The sequence below is a fragment of the Rhodococcus sp. SGAir0479 genome (assembly GCF_005484805.1).
Taxonomy (GTDB): Bacteria; Actinomycetota; Actinomycetes; order Mycobacteriales; family Mycobacteriaceae; genus Prescottella.
Map to the genome: position 1 here is coordinate 1,644,771 of NZ_CP039432.1, position 18,665 is coordinate 1,663,435.

Sequence of the window (18,665 nt, forward strand, 5' to 3'; positions counted from 1 at the left end):
AACCCGTCCTCCTGCAACAAACTTCGCATTTGTCGCGGACATCACGGATTCGTGGCGCGGGCCGCGCGAGGCGACTAGCGTCGGGACCACTGGACCGCCTTCCCCCGACAGTTCGGAGAGCGCCATGAAACTCCTCAAGGCATCGGCCGCAACGGTTCTCGTCGTCGCCGCACTCGGGACGGGCACCGGCGTCGCGTACGCGGAACCCGTCCCCGGAGGCGTCGCCGTTCCCTACTCCCAGCCGGTCGTCGACAAGCAGACCGCGCAGGACAACCTGATCCGGGAGATCACCATCGGGTGGGAGCAGGGCGGTCCGGCCGGGATGGCGGTCGGGGCCGGCGTGGGACTGGCGATCGGCTGCGTCTCGATCTTCCCCAACTTCGTCGCCGGGTGCATCCTCGGCACCGGCATCGGGGCCGCCGTCGGCGCGTACAACGGCATCACCGGCGCCAACCCCAACGTGCAGCCCGCGTTCTACGAGTGGCTCAACGCGACACCGTGACCGCGGCTCGCGGGGCACGCGTGTCGTGCCCCGCGAGCGACCGGCACTACGCGGGCGCGGTGGACCGGGCGACGTCGAACAGGCGCTCGAAGTTGGCGCGGTAGGCGTCGACCATGTCCTGCCGGTGCAGCGTGAGGGTGGTCTCGTCGTTGCGGCGCAGCGACGTGTGATTCCAGTTCTGCGAACCGGTCGTCACCCACCCGGCCGTGGAGTCGGCGCCGTGATCGACCACCACGTACTTCGAATGCACCCGGCCGGGAAGCTCGGCCGCGTCGAGGGTGCGGACCTGGGCGGCCGGTGCCGCAGCGAGCAGCGCGGCACTCTCGGCGCCGATGGGCCCGTGCACGATCCGGACGTCGCACCCCTGCCGGGACAGCTCGGCCAGGCGGGCGACGACCGCTGCCCGGGTGTCGTCGATCTCGGACATCGCGACACCCACCCGAGTCGTGGTCCCGCACGCCAGCTGCTGTAACCGGTCCAGGACCGGATCACCCTCGGGGACCGGTGAGAAGTACACCTCGACCGGCCCGCCGGGCATGTCGGTGCGGATGGTGCCGAGGGTGGCCTCGGTGCGGGTCTCCGCGGACAGTTCCTCGAAGTACCGGCCGTACACCCCGAACTGCTGGTCGTTGCCGGTGAGGACCACCGCGTTGTTCCAGTACGTCCGCGAATTCACGTCGGTGAGGTTCGCGGACGACTGCATCACGACGTTGCGGTGGCCGCCGGTCTCGCCGAAGAGTACGAACTTGTTGTGATTGCCCTTGGTGCCCAGGCACGACGAGGTGTTGCCCTCGGGGGAGACGTTGGAACACACGTGGAGCCACGACGACCGACTCCGGTCGGTGCCCAGCTCCTGCAGGATCCGCTGCGCCGGAGGCTTGTCGTCCTGCCAGCCGTCGAGCACCATCTGTACCGCCACTCCGCGGCGGTGCGCGTCGATGAGGACGTCCGCGAGATCGTCGCCGGCCGCTCCGCTGACGACGAAGTGCGCGATGCGGATCTGCGAGCCGGCCGGGGCCTGCTTGATCAGCGAGCACAGCGCGGTCATGAGGGCCGCCGGGTCGCCCGCCACAGGATCGTTGAACACCGCCTTCGTTTGCACCGGCTCGGCCTCGGCCTCGCTACACGCCCGCATCGGGTCGGCCGGCTCGGGTGTCCCGGGTGCGAGAGATCCGAGACTGGCCGCCGCGGCGGTGCCGACGCCGGAAACCAGGAGGAGGGCTGCGACGCCCGCGGTAGTGAACATCTTCGTGGACCTGAGCACGGGGCTTTCCTTCGACATCGACGGCAGGGGGAACTCGTCCATCGTCGACAACCCAGTGAAACGGACAATTGCGACGCGGTGACGTGTCCCGGTCCGTCGGGCAAAGACCGGTCCGCTACGGCGTTCGCTCGCTCCGCAGCCGGGCGACCCTCTCCCGCACCCCGGTCTCCTCGGGATCGGACGGCTCCGCCTCCGTCAGGTACCGGAGCGCGGCCTGCGCGGCCCGTTCGGTGTCCCGCGCGCGGATCGCCTCGACGATGCTGTGGTGATCGACGTCGGGCAGCGTGCCCTCGGGGGACGCGGCGCACTGGCGCTTGAGGTCCGCCGAGAGCTTGGGCTCGAAGTCCGAATACAACTGGGTGAGTACCCGATTGTGGGACGCGCGGACGACGGCCTGGTGGAACGCGATGTCGGCGGCGATGAACTCCTCGATGTCGACCTTCCGCGCCGCCGCCGTCCGCCGTCGCAGCGCCTCCTCGATCACCGTGAGGTCGTCGTCGGTCCGCCGTTGCGCCGCGAGGATCGCTCCCTCGACCTCGAGCGCGCGACGCACCTCGAACACCTCGTGATGATCGGACTGCAGCAACCGGCGCTGCAACGCGTCACTCGTCTCGGTGTCCGACCGGACGAAGGTGCCGTAGCCGCGCCGCACCTCGAGCATTCCGCTGTAGGTCAGTGCGCGGACGGCCTCGCGAACGGTGCCCCGCCCCACGCCGAGCTGCTCGACCAGCTCGGTCTCGGTCGGGATGCGCGCCCCCACCGCCCAGTTCCCCGAGGTGACCTCGCGCTGCAACGCGTCGATGGTCTCCGCGACCAGGGAAACTGGGCGGTGCGGTCGAAGTGCCATGGTCGGATCCTCTGGTCGGGCTGTCGGGTGTCGCTCGTCCGCGGCGGCACCCGACAGCCGCAACCCCTACTTGACGATCGGTCGCTTGTCCTTGGACAAGGACTGCATCAACCGCTCATCCGGACGCAGGTGTTCCTCCAGGAGGGTGCGCGGTGTCAGAGCCATCCACTGGTTCAGCGAGATGTCCTCGAACCGATCGGACCGGAACATCTCCAAGAACCGTAGCGGCGTGTCGCCGGTGTTCTGAATATAGTGACCCATCGCGAACGGGACGTATCCGACGTCGCCGGCCCGGTAGTCGAAGGTGCGAGCGTGTCCCTCCGCCGCGAACACCGTCATGCGGCCCTCGCCCGAGATGTAGTACTGCCACTCGTCGTTCGTCGGGTGCCAGTGCAGTTCCCGGATACCGCCCGGCTCGACCTCGACCAGGGCCGCGGCGATGGTCTTCGAGACCTCGAAGTTCGACGAATCCGCGATCCGCACCGTGCCGCTGCCCTCGAAATCCGGATCCTGGGCGTCCAGTCGGTACGTGAACGCGTGCGGTGTCTCCCCGGCCGGCGACATGGTGGCGCGCCGCTCGTCCTCGAGCGGGCCGGGAACCTCGCCCTGGTACATGTACGTTTCGCCGGCCGGCAGGCCGCGCAGCGCCTCCTCGGGGATGTCGAAGTTCGCGGCCAGCACCTCGGGGGGAGTGCTCGAGAACCAGTCCGTGATGCTGAAGGTGCTGTTCTCCGAGAAGCTGCCGTCGTCGAAGACGAGCAGGAACTCGCACCCGTCGGCCAGTCCGCGGATGGAGTGCGGGATGCCCGAGGGGAAGTACCACAGGTCGCCGGGGCCGACGTCGTCGATGAAGCTGCGTCCCTGCGCGTCGACCGCCGTCACCCGGGCGGAGCCACTGATCATGTAGGCCCATTCGGCCTCCTTGTGCCAGTGCAGTTCTCGGACACCGCCCGGCTTCAGTCGCATGTTGACGCCGGCGAGGGTGGTCGAGACCGGAAGTTCGCGGACCGTGACCTCACGGGACCACCCTCCCGGCTCGATCCGACGGTGGGAGTCGGAGAACGAGAACTTCAGATTCTGCATCGTCCCGGAATCGGTGCTCGGCGGAATCGAGATGTCCGGCTGCTCGGCGTCCCGCAACAGGTCCCGCGGCCCGGGGTCGGTGGCACCCTCGTCGCCTCGGATCGGTTCGGGGATCGGATTGACCTGGTCGTGCGACATGTGCGTTCTTCTCCTTTTCTGGGGGTGAGTGCAGATCGGTGGTGTCACAGGCCGAAAGCGGCGCCGTCACTACGGGGATCGGACGCGGCCTCGAGCCGGTTGGAGTGGATACGGATTGCCTGCGCGTGCCCGAAGACGTCGCCGTAGTCGTCGGCCAGGCTCACGTTCTCGTGACCGCGTGCGGTGAGGTCGTCGGCCACCGAACGGCCGAAGCGCGCTTCGAGGCGCAGTCCGCGCCGGGTCTCGCCCCACGTCCGGCCCAACAACCAACGGGGGGCGTCGATCGCTTCCTGCACCGACATGCCGTGATCGAGGATCCGGGTCACGAGCGCGGCCTGCGTCTGGGGCTCGCCCTCACCACCCATGGCGCCGAACACGAGTTCGGGACCGGTGGGTGAGACCAGCAGTCCGTTGGTCAACGTGCTGGCGGGCCGCTTCCCGGGCTGCAGGCAGTCACGGTTGTTCGGGTCCAGTGAGAAGTAGGCGCCGCGATTCTGCAGCAGCACGCCGGTGTCTCCGGCGACCACGCCGGAGCCCCATTCCCAGTACAGGCTCTGCACCACGGCGGCCACGTTGCCCTGCGCGTCGACCGCGCAGCTGAACGTCGTGTCGCCGGCAGCCCGAGGGAGCTTCTCCGGCGGCACGATTCCGGTCGCCTGTGTCCGGGCCGCGCAGGCGGCGAGGTACTCCGGATCGAGGATCTCCGCTGTGGGGACCTCGTGGAACGCGGGATCGGCCAGATACCGGTCCCGGTCCGCGAACGCGAGCGCGGTCGCGCGCACGAGGGTGTCGACGTAGCCGACCGGATCGTCCTTCATGCCCGCCACGTCGAGGCGATCGAGGATCCCCAGGATCTGGGCGGTCGCCATGCCCTCCGACGTGGGCGGCGGCACCACGACGATCCGCCCCCGATACGGCACCCGCAGTGGTTCGACCCATTCCCCGGTGTGCGCCGCCAGGTCCTCGGCCGACAGGACGCCGTCGTGGGTCCGCAGGTAGTGGCCGATCTCCTGCGCGACCGGTCCTTCGTAGAAACCCGCGCGCCCGTCCTGCGCGATCGCCTCGAGGGTCTCGGCCAATCGGGGATTGGACAGCGTGTCACCGGTGCGGGGCGGCGCGAAGGCCGTCCCCAGGAACGTCTCCGCCGTCGTCGGCACCGCGGTCAGCAGATCGGCGTGGCCGGCGGTGTACCGAGCCAAACCGGGGCTGACCGGAAACCCGTCACGCGCGTACTCGATGGCGCGGGCGAGACAGTCGGCGAGCGAGAGCCGGCCGAACCGTTCGTGCGTCCGGCACCAGCCGTCCACCGCGCCCGGGACGGTGAGCGCGGCCCCGGGGCCACGCGAGGGCACTGCCTTGGGGTACCGGTCGGCGGTCGCGTCCAGAGCCGCACCACCGCTGGCGTTGTAGACATGCTGTTGCCCGGAGGCGCTGTCGTGCACGAGCCAGAAGGCGTCGCCGCCCGGCCCGCTCATGTGTGGATAGACCACGCCCAGTGCGGCATTGACCGCCACCATGGCGTCCACCGCGGTGCCACCGCGGGTGAGGACGTCGACTCCCGCGCTGGTGGCCAGCGCGTTCGGGCTCGCTACTGCCGCTTTCGGGGAGACGAACGACCGGCCGACGCGGGGGTCGCCGGGGGCCTGTCTTTCGATTGGCATGTCACCTCGCTTCCTCTGCAAGAACGAACGTACGACATATGATGTCCTACGTATGATGACCCATCGGACGCACACGTGCACGGCGATGAGAAGAGGTGCCCATGAGCAGCGCGGGATCCGCAATCACATTGCATTCCAACGCAACACGACACTATGGTTCAGCAGCGACCGGATCGCGCACGGTCTTCGGATACGCGCAGACCGTCGCCGGCGACGCCGTTCCCCGCGGGCAGACGAGTCTGTTCGAGCAGGCCGGCTGCCGACGCATCTGGATCGAGCGGATCGACGAATCCGGCACCCCTGCACCGGGACTCGTCGAACTGCTGGACTGCGTCCGGCCCGGCGATACGCTGGTGTTGTGGCGGTTCTGCCATCTCGGTAGCACGGCGGGCCGCCGCGAGGTGTTGATGAGCCGTCTCTCGCGCCGCGGCGTCGACATCGACGTGGTGGAGCCGTGCCCCGCGGACTGTCGGTGCCGTCTCCCGCCGCCGTGACCGTGCCGACCGAACCGTCGAAAACCTTTGCCCCGCAGAATCGCTCGGACTCCCGCCTTCACGGGCCGAGTGCAGTACGAGAACAGGAGAGAGAATCGTTATGACCACCAATGCTTTCGAACTGGACGTCACCGCAATCCGGGAGGACGCACGAAAGGAAATGACCCGGGGCGCCCTCACCTCGGGGAACACGGCCGAGGTGGACCGCCTGATCGACGTTCTCAACCAGGTGGTTGCCACCGAGATGGTGTGCGTGATGCGTTACACGCAGAACGCGATCGCCGCCAGCGGAATCGACCGAGCCCAGGTGGCCGCCGAGTTCACCGAACACGCCAACGAGGAGATGCAGCACGGGCTGCGTGCCGCCGAACGGGTCAGCCAGCTCGGAGGCAAGCCCGACTTCGACCCCGCGACACTCGTGCAGCGGGCCCACACGCAGTACGCGGCCCCCGACGACACCGACATCCGGACCATGCTCGAGGAGAACCTGGTGGCCGAACGGATCGTGATCACCACCTACCAGGAGATCGTCCGCTGGATCGGCGATGCCGACCCCACCACCCGTCGGCTGATCGAGGACATTCTCGCCGAGGAAGAAGACCACGCCGACGACCTGAACGATCTCCTCGGAAACTGACCACCGGGGGACTTCGTCACCACTCGTACGGCACCTCGCCGACGACGTCGAGGTCGGCGCAGAGCCGGTGGATCGCGCTGCAGTCCTGGACCAGCTTCCGCCGCTCTGCGTCGTGCGCGGCGTCGGACACCAACGCCGCACCGTCACGGACGTTCTCGGCCGCCATGATCGCGTTCCAGGTGGCGTAGTCGTTGGCCTCGAAAGCGCGCAGCCCGGCGGCCAGCCCGGACAGCAAGACGTGTCGATCGTCCCGGGAGAGACGCTCGTACACGATCTTCAGCAGCTCGCCGGCGATGGACGAATGGCAGTACTCGTCGCGTCGATGCAACACGACCGTGGCGCGGTTGACCGGCTGCAACTCGAGGTCGTCGGTCATCAGTCCCAGGTACGAGCTGATCGACGTCTCGGCGACGGTCGTGTACGCCAGGCTCAGCAGCGCCGACTCACGAGGGGTGTCGGCCGCTGCGACCGCCGCATGATGGTGCCGAACCGTGGGCCCGTAGGGGAGTCGGGCCTCGGGCATGTGCCATCCGCGTCGCCGCCGGGTGAGCGCGCTGGCGTTGAGATGCATCAGCGTGTGGTACTGCTCGTCGACCATGGCCTGCAGTGTGGACACCGTCAGGGTGTCGCCGAGACCGGTGCCGAACGCGTCCTGCGACAGCAGCCGGAAACCCGGATTGACCACGTACTGCTCGACGTCCATGACGTTCTTGTTGTAGGCAATCCACGCCCACGCGTGCACCCGTGCCCGTACGGGCTCGTCGAGCCGGGTGAACCGGTCGTCGTCGCGGAAAGGGATGAGCCCGGCGGGGTAGTCGGCCCTGGCGGCGTCGAATAGGTCGTCGAGGTCGGGCTCGCGGCGTTTGACCGTGGCGCGGCGAGGCCAGGTGCCGGCCAGGGACCTGATGACCGCGCTCTCGACGGGGTCGCCGGGATCGAACGACGGCAGCGACGGCAGCCGCAGCATCGATTCGTGGGTGGCCGCCTCGTCCGTGTACGGATCCGTGGTCATGGCCGACCGCCTTCCTCCGGTAGCAATCGCGGCAGGTGCGCGAACACCGCCGCGCAGGCGCGGCCGTAATCGGCCTGTCGGTCACCGAGCGGGCGGACGGCGTCCGCCATCAGAGTGGCGAACTCGTGGTCGTCGCCGTGCTCGACCGTGTCGGCGAGGCGCGACAGCGCGCCCGCGAGCGCGCGGCGGGCCGACGCGGCCTCGGGGTTGCCGGCCTGGATGTCGTGGTACACCGCGGGCGCGCCGCCTCCGACGCGGGCCAGGAGGGACAGCATGGTGGTGAACGGTGGTGGTGCCGTGGCTGCCAAGGTGTCGATGCCGAGTCCGGCATCGGCGAGGGCCAGGCCGAACGCGAGCACCGCGGCGTGGGTGAGTGCCTGCGTGGCGGCGGCGACCCGATCGTGTTCGGCGGCATCGACAGTCACCACCCTCCCGCCCCACCGCCCGACGGCGCCGAGGAAGCGGTCGACCGCCGGCCCGCCCCGATGCACGACCGCGGCCACGGGCCGCCCCGGCATTCCCAGACCGGGTGCGAACATCGGGTTGATACCCACCGCGGGCCGGTCGGGGGCGTATTCGCGCAGTACCCGATGGATGTGAGTCTTGACCGACAACGTCTCCACCAGCAGAGCGTCGGGGCGGGCCAGCGTGGCCAGCAGCGGGATCGCCGCGGCCGCCACGTCGTCGGGGACCGCGAGGATCACGGTGTCGGCGGTGGCCACCGCCGCCCGGACCGCGTCCGACGGCGCCGTGACGTCCCCCTGCAACGCCGACGATTCGTCCCGCGCGGGTCGGACGCGGTCGATCACCGTCACCGAATCACCGCCGGACCGGGCCAGGTCGGCGAGCATGCCCCCGACCGCGCCGGCCCCGCCGACCACCACGACGTCGGCGACGGCGGGTGTGGTGTGGGTGGTCATCGGTCGCCGACCTCGTCCGGATCGCTTCCCGCGGCGGCGGTCTCGCGGGTGGTCGCCGTCAGGCACCGCCGCATGGTCACCGCCTTGACCATCGTCTCCTCGAGTTCCTCCGCGGGATCCGACAGCGCCACGATCGCGCCGCCCACCCCGAAGGTGACGCGGTCGTCGGTCGCGACCATCGTGCGGATGACGATCGAGAAGTCCGCGGTGCCGGTGAGGGAGAAGTACCCGATGGCCCCCGAGTACACACCGCGCGGGCCCTCCTCGAGTTTGTCGATGATCTCCATCGTCCGCAGCTTCGGCGCCCCGGTCATCGACCCGCCCGGGAACGCCGCCCGCACACAGTCGACGACGGACACGTCGTCGCGCAGGGTGCCCCGCACGGTGGACACGAGTTGGTGCACGGGCGCGTAGGTCTCGACGTCGAACAGCTTCGGGACGTGCACGGAACCGGGGGCGCACACCCGGGACAGATCGTTGCGGACGAGATCGACGATCATCAGGTTCTCGGCCCGGTCCTTCTCGCTGTCCAGCAGGTCCCGGCGCAGTGCGGCATCCTCCTCGGGATGAACGTGCCGCGGCCGGGTGCCCTTGATCGGCTTCGATTCCACGACGCGGTCGGCGCCGATCCGCAGGAACCGTTCCGGGGACGCGCTCAGGACCGAGACGCCGGAGAACTGGAGCAGCGCGCTGTACGGGGTGGGGCTGATCTCGCGCAGCGTCTCGTAGCTGCGGAGCGGATCGATCGCCCGGTCGACCGTCGCCTCGTTCGTCAGACACACCTCGTAGGATTCGCCGGAGCGGATCTCGTCGAGGCACTGTCCGATGAGCGCGAGATACTCCTCGTTCCCGTGCCGCATCCGCGGTTTCGTGTCGTCGTCGAGCTTCACCAGGGGACGCGGGGGAGGCGACGCCACCGCCTCGTCGAGGTCGCGGATCTGCGCCTCGACATACTCGAACCACGCCGGCACCCGCGGGTCGTCGGCGGTTTCGCCGAGCGCGAGCAGGTAACAGACGCCGTCGAGGTGGTCGACCACGACGGCGCGATCGGCGAAGACGAACGCCGCGTCGTCGGTAGGCGACGTGTGCACCACCTGGCTGCCGGCGTCGGCCTTGAGTTCGTACCCGAGGTAGCCGACGTAGCCCAGTCCGAACGCGAAGGGCAGGTCGGGCACCGGAGGTATCTGCCGGACGCGCAACTGCTCGTCCATGTAGTCGAAGAACCGCTGGTGCACCCGCTCGACCGGGCGTCCGGGCCGATGCACGCACACCGTCGTCTCCGCCACCCGGTACGTCACGACCTCGGCCAGGGGACCGGAACAGTCACCCATCACCGAGAATCGGGATTCCGGTTCGTTCGCGGCGCTGCCGTCCAGCCAGAAGCTGTCGGTCCCCTCCGCGAACAGCCGCGCATAGATTTCCTGCGGATCCACCGCCCGATCCACCCGGCGACTGTGGACGACGTATCCCGGTGCGGTTGCGCCGTTCTCGTTCTTCGGTACGGGGGCGGGGCAGGCAGCTTCCCGCGACGGTCCGGAACCGGCGCGGCCCGGCGCGAGGTCACGGAAGTTGCCGAGGAGCTCGCGTCCGTACTGGGTGCAGATCGACTCGGGATGGAACTGCACGCCCCACAACGGGTACCGGCGGTGCCGCGCCGCCATCAGCAGATCGTCGTCGGTCCAGGCCCACGGCTCGAGTTCCGGGGGCAGGTCCCCGACGATGAGCGAGTGGTAGCGCACCCCCTGGAACGGGGACGGGATGCCGGAGAAGATGCCCTCGCCGCGGTGCCGGATCGCCGAGAGCCGTCCGTGCATCGGGACCGGCGCCAGCTCGACGGCGCTGCCGAACAGGTGGCACAGACCTTGATGTCCGAGGCAGACGCCCAGCACCGGCAGCTCGGGATTCGCCAGCGCCCGCGCGCTGATTCCGAAGTCGCGCTTACGATCCGGACGCCCCGGGCCGGGAGAGATGACGATGTTGTCGAATTCGTCCAGGGGCACCCCACCCCAGTCCGCGTCGTTGTGCACGACGACCGGCGGGCGCCCGTTCACCTCGGCCAGCAGGCTGTAGAGGTTGTACGTGAACGAATCGTAGTTGTCGATGAGCAGCGTTCGCGTCGACATGGCTATCAGCTCGATGTGCGAGTCGGGTGGCCGTCGGAGCCGATCACGGCGTCCTCGACCCGGCACGTCTCGGTGATCATCACCTCGTACAACCGCCGCAGGAAGTCCGGTGACAAGCCGTTCTCGCGGGCATACCGCTCCGCGCGGTCCTGGACCAGTCCCACCCGATGCGGCTGCATCATGGGAATTCCTTGACGACGCTTGACGTCGGCGATGCGGACGCACACGTCGATTCGGGCCCGGATGTCCTCGAGCAGACGTGCATCGATCGCGTCGAGTTCGGCCCGGAGGTCTCTGAGATCCGGTTGCTCGACCGAAAACCCGTTCGAGGGGAGTTCTGAGGTGAAGGCCCGTGTCGAGCCGCTGGTGTCGTCCATTGCGCCACCCCGCCTTACGTGTGCTGGACCGGCGCGACAGTTCACTCCGGAACCCCCGCGTCAGCCGTGTCCACCGACTGCGTGCGTTCTCTCCATGATGTCACGCGTGCGTAGGTGTGGCGAATCATCGGCGAATTTCGAAATAGCACGATCGTGTGTCTCGCCGCGATGGATGACGGGCGGATCACGGACGTTTCCGAAGTGTCCCGATTCGTTTGCGCGACAGTCGAGTGAAGAGTAAGGGCACTTCAACGATCGTCGGGCACAAGACATTTCGCACAGTGGACCGTGCAGCCCTCGGCCGTCGCATAGGCTTGGTCGCCGTTCGGTCACATTCGGACCGCGGCGTCGAGCGTGCACCGAATGCGACGTTCGGTGCAATTGCATGGTTTGCGGACGAATTCGGAGGGGAATGCCGATGGGGTCGAAACGCGTGTCGAATCCACTGCCACACCGACTGCGGCGGGGGGCGACCGCGCTTGCGGCTGTGCTCGCGCTGGCGGGCTGGGTCGCTCCGGCCGCGGCCGCCGCGCCCGTGTACCCGGCCGCCGCCCAGGACCCGTTCTACACCGCGCCCGCCGGGCTCGGCGAGCGGTCCGACGGCGACGTGCTCGCCGTCCGTCCCATGCCGGCGCTGGCGGCCTTCCCGAACACGGCGGTGTGGCAGCTCGAGTTCCGCTCCACCAATTCCGAGGGGCGGCCGATCGCAGCAGTCACCACCGTCCTCTCGCCGCCGAACCGGCAACCGAACGGCCCGCTGCTGTCCTATCAGCACATCGTCAACGCTCTCGGCACCCGCTGCGCACCCTCGCGGGCGCTGTACACCGGCGACCCGGACCTGATGATCCGCGAGGCACCGGCGCTGAACGTCGCCCTGTCCCGCGGCTGGACGGTGGCCCTACCGGATCATCTGGGCCCGACCAGCGCGTACGGCGCGGCGAGGCTCGGCGGCCAGATCACGCTGGACGGTATCCGCGCCGCACAGCGGGCGCCCGAGCTGGGATTGTCGGGCAGTCCCGTCGCGATGGCCGGGTACTCGGGAGGTGGCATGGCGACCGCTTTCGCCGCCGCACTGGCCCCGACGTACGCGCCGGAACTGAACATCGTGGGCGTCGCCCAGGGTGGGGTCCCGATGAACCTCGGAAAGATGGCCCGCGCGCTCGGTACCGCACCGCACCCGGTGTTCGGCCTCGCGCTCGCCGCCGCGATCGGCCTCGAACGCGAGTACCCGGACGAGCTGCCGATCGGGGAGCAGCTCAACGACCGCGGTCTGGCGATGCGAGATGCGATCGCCAACGCGTGCACCAATCAGATCCTCGCGACCGGCGCCGGGCGCAGCGTCGACGAGGTGGCCACGTCCACGGGCCTGTTCGACAGCCCGGCCGTCCAGCGCGTCCTCGACGACAACAGCGTCGAGGTGTATCCGGGGGTGCCGACGGCACCGATCTTCGAGTGGCACAGCCCCACCGACGCACTGATCCCCGTCGACTCCATCGACGCCACCGTGCAGCGGTACTGCCGTGCCGGGGCGACGATCCAGTCGGAACTGTTCCCCAGTCCCGACCACCTCACCACCGCGGTGCTGGGCGCGCCCCGCGCGCTCGACTACCTCGACGCGCGTTTCCGCGGGGAACCGGCTCCACGCAACTGCCCGTGACGGCTGTTTCGGTCCGGAAACAGCTCGGCGCCGCCACGGATCATCGGTGGCGGCGCCGAACAGTACAGCGGGTGACGGCCAGGCGCCCTTCAGGCGCCCCGGTGCTTGTGCCTTCTAGGCGCCCCGGCGCTTGGCCTTGAGCAGGTCCAGGCGCTCCTTGAGCAGCTCCTCGAGCTCCTCGACCGACCGACGCTCGAGCAGCATGTCCCAGTGGGTGCGCGGCGGCTTGACCTTCTTGGTCTCGGGCGCGCTGCCCTCGAGCAGGGTGCCCTCGAGGCCGTTCTTGCACAGCCACGTACCGGGAATCTCCGCATCGTCGGCGAAGGGCACGTCGAACTCTTCGCCGTTGTCACACCGGTACCGGGCGATGCGGCGGGGTGCCAGGTCGTGGTCGCGATCGGTCTCGTAGCTCACCGCACCGAGCCGGCTACCTCGAAGTACGCGATCTGCCATGGTGTGTCCTCTCTTCGTTCTTCCGCCGCGCCAGTTCGCCGTGGGCGGCGCACCGAGCGTTCACAACCATCTACAACGTGCCGAAATCCCGATTCGTTCCCGGGACCCCCGTGGATGCGGCCGCACCATCTTACCGGGGCCGGCCCCGCCGCCCGCAGTAAGGTGTTCGACCATGGCTGCTTCCCGGAGACCCGTCGCGTGCATGTGGTGCGGACGGGACGTGGCCTCGGCCGGCGTCGGGCGGCGCCGCCGCTACTGCCGGCAGTCGTGCCGCCAGCGCGCCTACGAGCAGCGCAACGCGGTGAAGGGGACCTCGATTTCCGCCGACGCGGTGGTACTGAGCCCGGACGAGGCGTCGGCGCTGTCGGACCGGATGTTCGAGTTGCGGTGCGCCGCCGAGGACGTGGCCACCGCGATCGACGAGAAGGCCGACCACTCCGAGCTCAGCGAACTCGCCGACCGGCTGGTGCGCATGGCCCGGGACGCGGAGCGCTTCCGCTGATCTTCGGGCCGCCGCGGATCGGCCACCTCGCGGGGGGCTCGGCACTACGGTGGACGGTGCACAGTGGAACCGACCGAGAGGCGGGAACATGACTTCGTCAGAGCATCATCAGCACGATCCGTCCGATCATCCCCACGTCCACGGCGAGAACTGTGGCCACGAGACCGTCCAGCACGGTGATCACGTCGACTACCTGCACGACGGTCACCGGCACGCCGAACACGAGGGCCACTACGACGAGCACGGCGAGGCCGACTGAACGCCGCGCCGCCGCAGCCGCCGAACGACCAGCTGTTCGCGGCGCTGCACGAGACGCACTCGGGTGTGGTGTTCCTGCTCGGCGAGCGGGTGTACAAGGCCAAGAAGCCCATTCGCACCGACTTCCTCGACTTCCGGACGCGCGCGGCTCGGCGAGCGGTCTGTGCTCGCGAGGTGGAGCTGAACCGGCGGCTGGCGCCGGACGTCTACCTCGGGGTCGTCGAACTCGGCGACCCGGACGGCGCGGCCGAGGCCGGTGAGCCCCTGGTCGTGATGCGGCGGATGCCGGAGGACGCCCGGTTGTCCACGCTCGTGGACGCCGGCGGTTGCGAGGACCTCGTCGGGACGATCGCCGGGCTGGTCGCCCGGTTCCATGCCCGTGCTCGCCGCGGACCCGACGTGGACGCCGAGGGCACCACCGCCGCCGTACGGCGGCGGTGGCAGAACAACCTGCGCGAAACCCGCGACCTGGGCTCCGCCGTTCTCGGCGACGACCGGCTGGGCCGGATCGAGCGACAGGTGCTGCGCTACCTCGACGGACGGGCACCGCTGTTCACCGCGCGGATCGATGCCGGCCGCATCGTCGACGGGCACGGCGACCTTCTCGCCGACGACATCTTCCGTCTGCCCGACGGACCCCGGATCCTGGACTGCCTCGAGTTCGACGACCGGCTCCGCTACCTCGACGGCATCGACGACATTGCTTGTCTGGCGATGGATCTCGAGTACCTCGGCCGTGCGGACCTGGCCGCGCTGCTGTTCGAGCGCTACACCGCGGCGGCCACGGACCCCGCGCCCACGTCGTTGCGGCACCACTACGTCGCCTACCGGGCATTCATGCGAGCCAAGGTGGACTGTGTCCGCTACCTGCAAGGACGGGTCGAGTCCGCGGACGACGCCCGCCGCCACACGACACTGGCCGAGGAACACCTGGCGGCGGGGACGGTCCGGCTGGCGATCGTCGGCGGGTTGCCCGCGACCGGCAAGTCCACAGTCGCGCGGGCGCTCGCGGACACCGTCGGTGCGGTTCTGGTGTCCAGTGATGCGGTGCGGCGGGAGATGTTCGCGGACGCGCGGCTCCGCGACCCGGATCCCGGCTACGGCCGGGGGCGTTACGCGGAGGAGGCAACCGAACGGGTGTACGGGGCGCTGCTCGCGCGCGCGGCGCACGCCCTGGCGCACGGGGAGAGCGTGGTACTCGACGCGTCGTGGACCGACGCCGCTCGGCGGCAGAGAGCAGCCGATGTGGCCGCGGCCCACCTGGCGGATCTTGTGCCGATCCAGTGCACGGCGCCGGCGGGGGTGACCGAGCTTCGACTGCGCGAGCGGGCGGTGACGGGCCGCGACCACGATTCGGAGGCCACCCCGGACGTCGCGAACACGATGGCCCGACGCGCCGACCCGTGGCCCGGCGCCACCCGAATCGACACCTCCGGGGAGGTGCGGGACGCGGCCGCAGCCGCAGTGGCGCGCTGGGCGGACGAGTCCTGAGCCTCTCCGGCACCTGGGGTGTCAGCCCGGACCGCCCGCGAACCGCGCCGCCAACACCGCGGCCTGGGTCCGCCGCTCCACGCCCAGTTTGGCCAGGATCCGGGACACGTAGTTCTTCACGGTCTTCTCGGCCAGGAAGATCCGCTCGGCGATCTGCCGGTTGGTGAGGCCCTCCCCGAGCAGCTCGAGCAACCGCCGCTCCTGTGCCGTCAGATTGTTCGGGAACCCGTCCCGGCGCCGCGGCGGCGCCTCCGGGGGGAGCGGCAGCGAGCGTCCGGCGCCCACCTCCCGCACCGCCTCCACCAACTGCATACCGCGCACGTCCTTGACGACGTAACCCTTGGCCCCGGCGGCCGCAGCGTCCCGCATCGCCCGGGCGTCCCGGAACGACGTCACGATCAGGCAGCGCACCTCGGGCATCCGGGCACACAACCGTCGACACACATCGAGTCCGCTGCCGTCGGGCAGGCGCACGTCCAGCAGCACCACGTCCGGTCTGACGACAGGAATCTGCGCGAGGGCCTGGGACCGGTTCTCGGCCTGGCCGACGACGCACATGTCGTCGTCGGCGTCGACCAGTGCGGCGAGGCCGCGGCGCACCACCTCGTGATCGTCGACGAGGAACACTGACAACATCGCTGCACCTCCCGGCGGCGCGTACGACCCGATGGTACGACGCACCGACGCCGCCCGGACGCGCCCCGGGACAGCGGCGCGGGGACCTTCGGCTCTATCCGGACGCACCGGGCGCCGCGACGATGGGGGCATTCGAGTTCGTGGAGGTCCCACGATGCATCCGCTCGCACGGACGGACCCGTCGTCGCCGGAATCGACGGCTCCGCGACCTCGTACGCCGCGGCCGTCTGGGCCGCCCGCGAAGCCGGACTGCACGGCTGTCCCCTCCGGATCGTCTCGGCGCTCGGCGCACCGACCCCGTACGGGGACGGCATCAGGTTGCCGCCCAGTTACTTCATCGACCGCGACCGGGCCGTGCACGCCGGCCTCGACACGGCCGCTGCGGCAGCGTGCAGCGCCGGCGAGCCGGCTCCGACGGCGGTCACCACCGACGTGCTGGAAGGCCCGGCCCGGCCGGCGCTGCTGGAGGCGTCGAAGTCGGCGCGGATGATGGTGGTCGGGAGCCGCGGGCTCGGCCGGGTGACCGCCGCGCTCGCCGGATCGGTCGCCGTCGCACTGGGCGCGCACGCACACTGTCCCGTCGTCGTGATCCGGGCGTCGACGGAACACCCGACCGGAGGCGATGTCGTGGTCGGAGTCGACGGCACCGACAACAGTCGCTCGGCGCTGGCGGCCGCGTTCGAGGAGGCGGCGCTGCGGGGCGCGCGGGTGCACGCCGTCCACACGTGGTCGCAGTTCGACATGTCCACTGCCTTCGACGATCAGTTCCGCCTGGAGTGGGACGAGGTCGAGGTGGCCGAGCAGGCGGTACTGGCCGAGAGTCTGGCGGGCTGGACGGAGACCTACCCCGGAACGGCGGTCGCGCGCACCGTCGTCCGGGGCCACGCCGCAGACGAACTCCTCAGCGTCGCCGCGGACGCGGATCTGCTCGTGGTGGGCAGCCACGGCCGCGGCGGCTTCACCGGGATGCTGCTCGGCTCCACCTCGGGGGTCCTCCTGCACTCCGCGACCTGTCCGCTCATGATCGTGCGGACCTGATCGCGAGAGAGACTCACCGATGAACCCCTCAGCCGGGCCACACGACACCGACATCCGTCGCGTTGCGGCGGCGCCGGCCGACACCGCGACGTACGCTGTTGCCGTCGCGGACGGCTTCGCACCCGTCGGCACCGTGACCCGGCTCGAACTCGTCCGCGCACTGACCGAGCCCCGCCCCGATCCGTCCTCGAGGAGCGCCCCATGACCCCTTCTCCGATCGTCGTCGGCGTCGACGGCTCCGCCGCATCGCGCGACGCCGTCCGCTGGGCCGCCCACGAGGCCGCGCTCCGCGGCGACCCCCTGCTGCTGCTGGCGAGTGTCGGTGCCGGCGGCATCGGGCTCGGGTCACCGTTCGTCGACGATCTGCGGATCGCCGGGGAGCATGCGCTGAACGACGCGCGGGAGCTCGTGTCCCGGGAGTACCCGGAGCTGGCGCCGGAAACCGAACTGTCGCCGGTGCCGCCGGCGCAGCTGTTGCTCGACCACTCCGAGTCGGCGCGCATGCTCGTGCTCGGCACCCGCGGCCTCGGCGAATTCACCAGCGGCCTGGCCGGGTCGGTCACCTCCGCCGTCGCCCGGCACGCGCGCTGTCCGGTCGCGGTGGTGCCCGGGTGGCCCCGGCCGGGAGAGCCACCACTGGACGGACCGGTCGTCGTCGGGGTCGACAACTCGGCGGCGAACGAACCCGCGATCGGTGCGGCCTTCGAGGAAGCGTCGCTGCACGGCACCGAACTCGTGGCGGTGCACGCCTGGTCCGACCGGGATCTGGCCGTCCTGCCGTTCGCGCAGGCCCGGCAGCGGCTGGACTGGGCCCAGGTGGAGGCCGCCGAGCAGGCGGCGCTGTCCGAGAGCCTGGCCGGGTGGCGGGAGAAGTACCCCGACGTCGCGGTGCGGCCGCTCGTCGTGCAGGACCGGCCGGTGCGCAACCTGTTGCTGCACGGTGCCGGAGCGCGTCTCATCGTCGTCGGCAGCCGCGGCCGCGGCGGATTCCTGGGCATGACCCTCGGGTCCACCAGCACGGCGCTGCTGCACACGGTCACGGGGCCGCTGCTCGTCGTCCGCGGCGACGGCCGGTCGGTCAGTCGCCCGGCTTGACCTCGATGCTCCGGCCTCCGGACTGTTGCGTCGTGAGCCCGACGGTGACCTCGAGGATCCCCTTGGTGTAGCTGGCCTCGACCTGGTCCTCGTCCGCGCCGGGCGGCAACGTCACCGACCGGTTGAACGAACCGTAGGTGAACTCCGACCGTCCGCGTTCGGACGTCTCCTCGGTCCGTTCGGCCGCGATGTTCAGCCGGCCGTCCTCGACGCTGACCTCGATGTCCTCCGGGTTCAGGCCCGGCAACTCGGCACGCAGCACGTACTTGTCGTCGTCGAGACGGTCCTCGACGCGAATGAGGTTGCCGCCGAACGGTGGACGGAAGCCCGTCACCGGGAGCGCGTCGAACAGTTCGGTCAGATCGGGAAAGACGGACCTGCGGCGGGCGGGAACACTGGACATGGCCACTCCTCGTCGTCCTGCAGCCGCGGGATCGGCTGCACATTCATTCGACCGCGGGACGCGGCGCCGGGGGA

20 protein-coding genes and 1 pseudogene are annotated in these 18,665 nt (G+C 70.0%); 10 read left to right on the top strand and 11 right to left on the bottom strand.

Translation table 11 applies throughout. The annotated features are described in order from the left end of the window. Positions 1-124 precede the first annotated feature (124 nt). Positions 125-502: a hypothetical protein gene (locus tag E7742_RS07600; RefSeq protein ID WP_137798397.1), complete on the top strand. Its 378-nt coding sequence runs from the start codon at positions 125-127 to the stop codon at positions 500-502. A 46-nt stretch (positions 503-548) separates the two neighbouring features. On the opposite strand, the gene E7742_RS07605 is transcribed toward E7742_RS07600, so the two are convergent. The 4 genes from E7742_RS07605 to ggt form a co-directional block, all read right to left on the bottom strand. After that, the gene (locus E7742_RS07605; RefSeq protein WP_217497523.1) at positions 549-1,766 is read right to left on the bottom strand and encodes a phospholipase D-like domain-containing protein; all 1,218 of its coding nucleotides are present in this window, start codon (positions 1,764-1,766) and stop codon (positions 549-551) included. Between the two features lie 115 nt (positions 1,767-1,881). Continuing rightward, positions 1,882-2,613, bottom strand: coding sequence for a FadR/GntR family transcriptional regulator (locus E7742_RS07610; RefSeq protein WP_137798398.1), 732 nt, complete (start codon positions 2,611-2,613; stop codon positions 1,882-1,884). A gap of 66 nt (positions 2,614-2,679) precedes the next feature. Further along, positions 2,680-3,834 (bottom strand): oxalate decarboxylase family bicupin, encoded by a 1,155-nt coding sequence (locus tag E7742_RS07615; RefSeq protein ID WP_137798399.1) that lies wholly within the window; start codon positions 3,832-3,834, stop codon positions 2,680-2,682. Positions 3,835-3,878: 44 nt separating this feature from the next. Further along, positions 3,879-5,495: a gamma-glutamyltransferase gene (ggt, locus tag E7742_RS07620; protein WP_137798400.1), complete on the bottom strand. Its 1,617-nt coding sequence runs from the start codon at positions 5,493-5,495 to the stop codon at positions 3,879-3,881. Between the two features lie 101 nt (positions 5,496-5,596). Here ggt and E7742_RS07625 point away from each other — a divergent pair, with 101 nt between their 5' ends. Both E7742_RS07625 and E7742_RS07630 read left to right on the top strand, forming a co-directional pair. Beyond that, positions 5,597-5,989 carry a recombinase family protein gene (locus E7742_RS07625; RefSeq protein WP_137798401.1) on the top strand — a complete coding sequence of 131 codons (393 nt, stop codon included), beginning with the start codon at positions 5,597-5,599 and terminating at the stop codon, positions 5,987-5,989. Positions 5,990-6,089: 100 nt separating this feature from the next. Next, entirely contained in the window at positions 6,090-6,626 is a 537-nt protein-coding gene (locus E7742_RS07630; RefSeq protein ID WP_137798402.1) for a ferritin-like domain-containing protein, read from the top strand. Positions 6,627-6,642: 16 nt separating this feature from the next. Here the strand turns inward: E7742_RS07630 and E7742_RS07635 are convergent, their stop codons facing one another. From E7742_RS07635 to E7742_RS07650, 4 genes are read right to left on the bottom strand one after another with little or no spacing between them, the layout of a single operon-like run. Then, the gene (locus E7742_RS07635) at positions 6,643-7,638 is read right to left on the bottom strand and encodes an AurF N-oxygenase family protein (protein ID WP_137798403.1); all 996 of its coding nucleotides are present in this window, start codon (positions 7,636-7,638) and stop codon (positions 6,643-6,645) included. Further along, positions 7,635-8,558, bottom strand: coding sequence for a prephenate dehydrogenase/arogenate dehydrogenase family protein (locus tag E7742_RS07640; protein ID WP_137798404.1), 924 nt, complete (start codon positions 8,556-8,558; stop codon positions 7,635-7,637). Before E7742_RS07640 ends, E7742_RS07635 begins: the two co-directional genes overlap by 4 nt. After that, positions 8,555-10,681: an aminodeoxychorismate synthase component I gene (pabB, locus tag E7742_RS07645; protein ID WP_137798405.1), complete on the bottom strand. Its 2,127-nt coding sequence runs from the start codon at positions 10,679-10,681 to the stop codon at positions 8,555-8,557. Before pabB ends, E7742_RS07640 begins: the two co-directional genes overlap by 4 nt. Positions 10,682-10,686: 5 nt before the next feature. Further along, on the bottom strand, positions 10,687-11,058 hold the full coding sequence (locus E7742_RS07650; protein WP_137798406.1) for a chorismate mutase family protein: 372 nt from the start codon (positions 11,056-11,058) through the stop codon (positions 10,687-10,689). Between the two features lie 412 nt (positions 11,059-11,470). Between E7742_RS07650 and E7742_RS07655 the strand changes: the two genes are divergently transcribed. After that, positions 11,471-12,715, top strand: coding sequence for a lipase family protein (locus E7742_RS07655; protein ID WP_441346884.1), 1,245 nt, complete (start codon positions 11,471-11,473; stop codon positions 12,713-12,715). Between the two features lie 114 nt (positions 12,716-12,829). On the opposite strand, the gene E7742_RS07660 is transcribed toward E7742_RS07655, so the two are convergent. Continuing rightward, positions 12,830-13,168 carry an RNA polymerase-binding protein RbpA gene (locus E7742_RS07660; protein WP_137798408.1) on the bottom strand — a complete coding sequence of 113 codons (339 nt, stop codon included), beginning with the start codon at positions 13,166-13,168 and terminating at the stop codon, positions 12,830-12,832. Positions 13,169-13,340: 172 nt separating this feature from the next. Here E7742_RS07660 and E7742_RS07665 point away from each other — a divergent pair, with 172 nt between their 5' ends. The 3 genes and pseudogenes from E7742_RS07665 to E7742_RS07675 all read left to right on the top strand — a co-directional run bounded on the left by E7742_RS07665 (position 13,341) and on the right by E7742_RS07675 (position 15,419). Beyond that, positions 13,341-13,670: a hypothetical protein gene (locus E7742_RS07665; protein WP_217497524.1), complete on the top strand. Its 330-nt coding sequence runs from the start codon at positions 13,341-13,343 to the stop codon at positions 13,668-13,670. Positions 13,671-13,764: 94 nt separating this feature from the next. Beyond that, a pseudogene (locus E7742_RS07670) lies at positions 13,765-13,929 on the top strand (zinc transporter permease); the annotation flags it as partial. A 65-nt stretch (positions 13,930-13,994) separates the two neighbouring features. Continuing rightward, positions 13,995-15,419, top strand: a complete 1,425-nt coding sequence (locus E7742_RS07675; protein ID WP_254699190.1) for a bifunctional aminoglycoside phosphotransferase/ATP-binding protein — start codon at positions 13,995-13,997, stop codon at positions 15,417-15,419. Between the two features lie 21 nt (positions 15,420-15,440). Here the strand turns inward: E7742_RS07675 and E7742_RS07680 are convergent, their stop codons facing one another. After that, positions 15,441-16,055, bottom strand: a complete 615-nt coding sequence (locus E7742_RS07680) for a response regulator transcription factor (protein WP_137798411.1) — start codon at positions 16,053-16,055, stop codon at positions 15,441-15,443. A gap of 192 nt (positions 16,056-16,247) precedes the next feature. On the opposite strand from E7742_RS07680, the gene E7742_RS07685 reads away from it, so the two are divergent. Genes E7742_RS07685 through E7742_RS07695 form a run of 3 tightly spaced genes read left to right on the top strand, consistent with a single transcriptional unit; the run spans position 16,248 to position 18,188 of the window. After that, complete coding sequence (locus E7742_RS07685) at positions 16,248-17,093, top strand: universal stress protein (protein WP_254699284.1); 846 nt, start codon at positions 16,248-16,250, stop codon at positions 17,091-17,093. Positions 17,094-17,112: 19 nt separating this feature from the next. Further along, entirely contained in the window at positions 17,113-17,298 is a 186-nt protein-coding gene (locus E7742_RS07690) for a hypothetical protein (protein ID WP_137798413.1), read from the top strand. After that, a complete protein-coding gene (locus tag E7742_RS07695) occupies positions 17,295-18,188 on the top strand; it encodes a universal stress protein (RefSeq protein WP_137798414.1) in 894 nt (297 codons plus the stop codon). Before E7742_RS07690 ends, E7742_RS07695 begins: the two co-directional genes overlap by 4 nt. On the opposite strand, the gene E7742_RS07700 is transcribed toward E7742_RS07695, so the two are convergent. Then, entirely contained in the window at positions 18,172-18,591 is a 420-nt protein-coding gene (locus E7742_RS07700; RefSeq protein WP_137798415.1) for an Hsp20/alpha crystallin family protein, read from the bottom strand. The genes E7742_RS07695 and E7742_RS07700 overlap by 17 nt on opposite strands. Positions 18,592-18,665 lie beyond the last annotated feature (74 nt).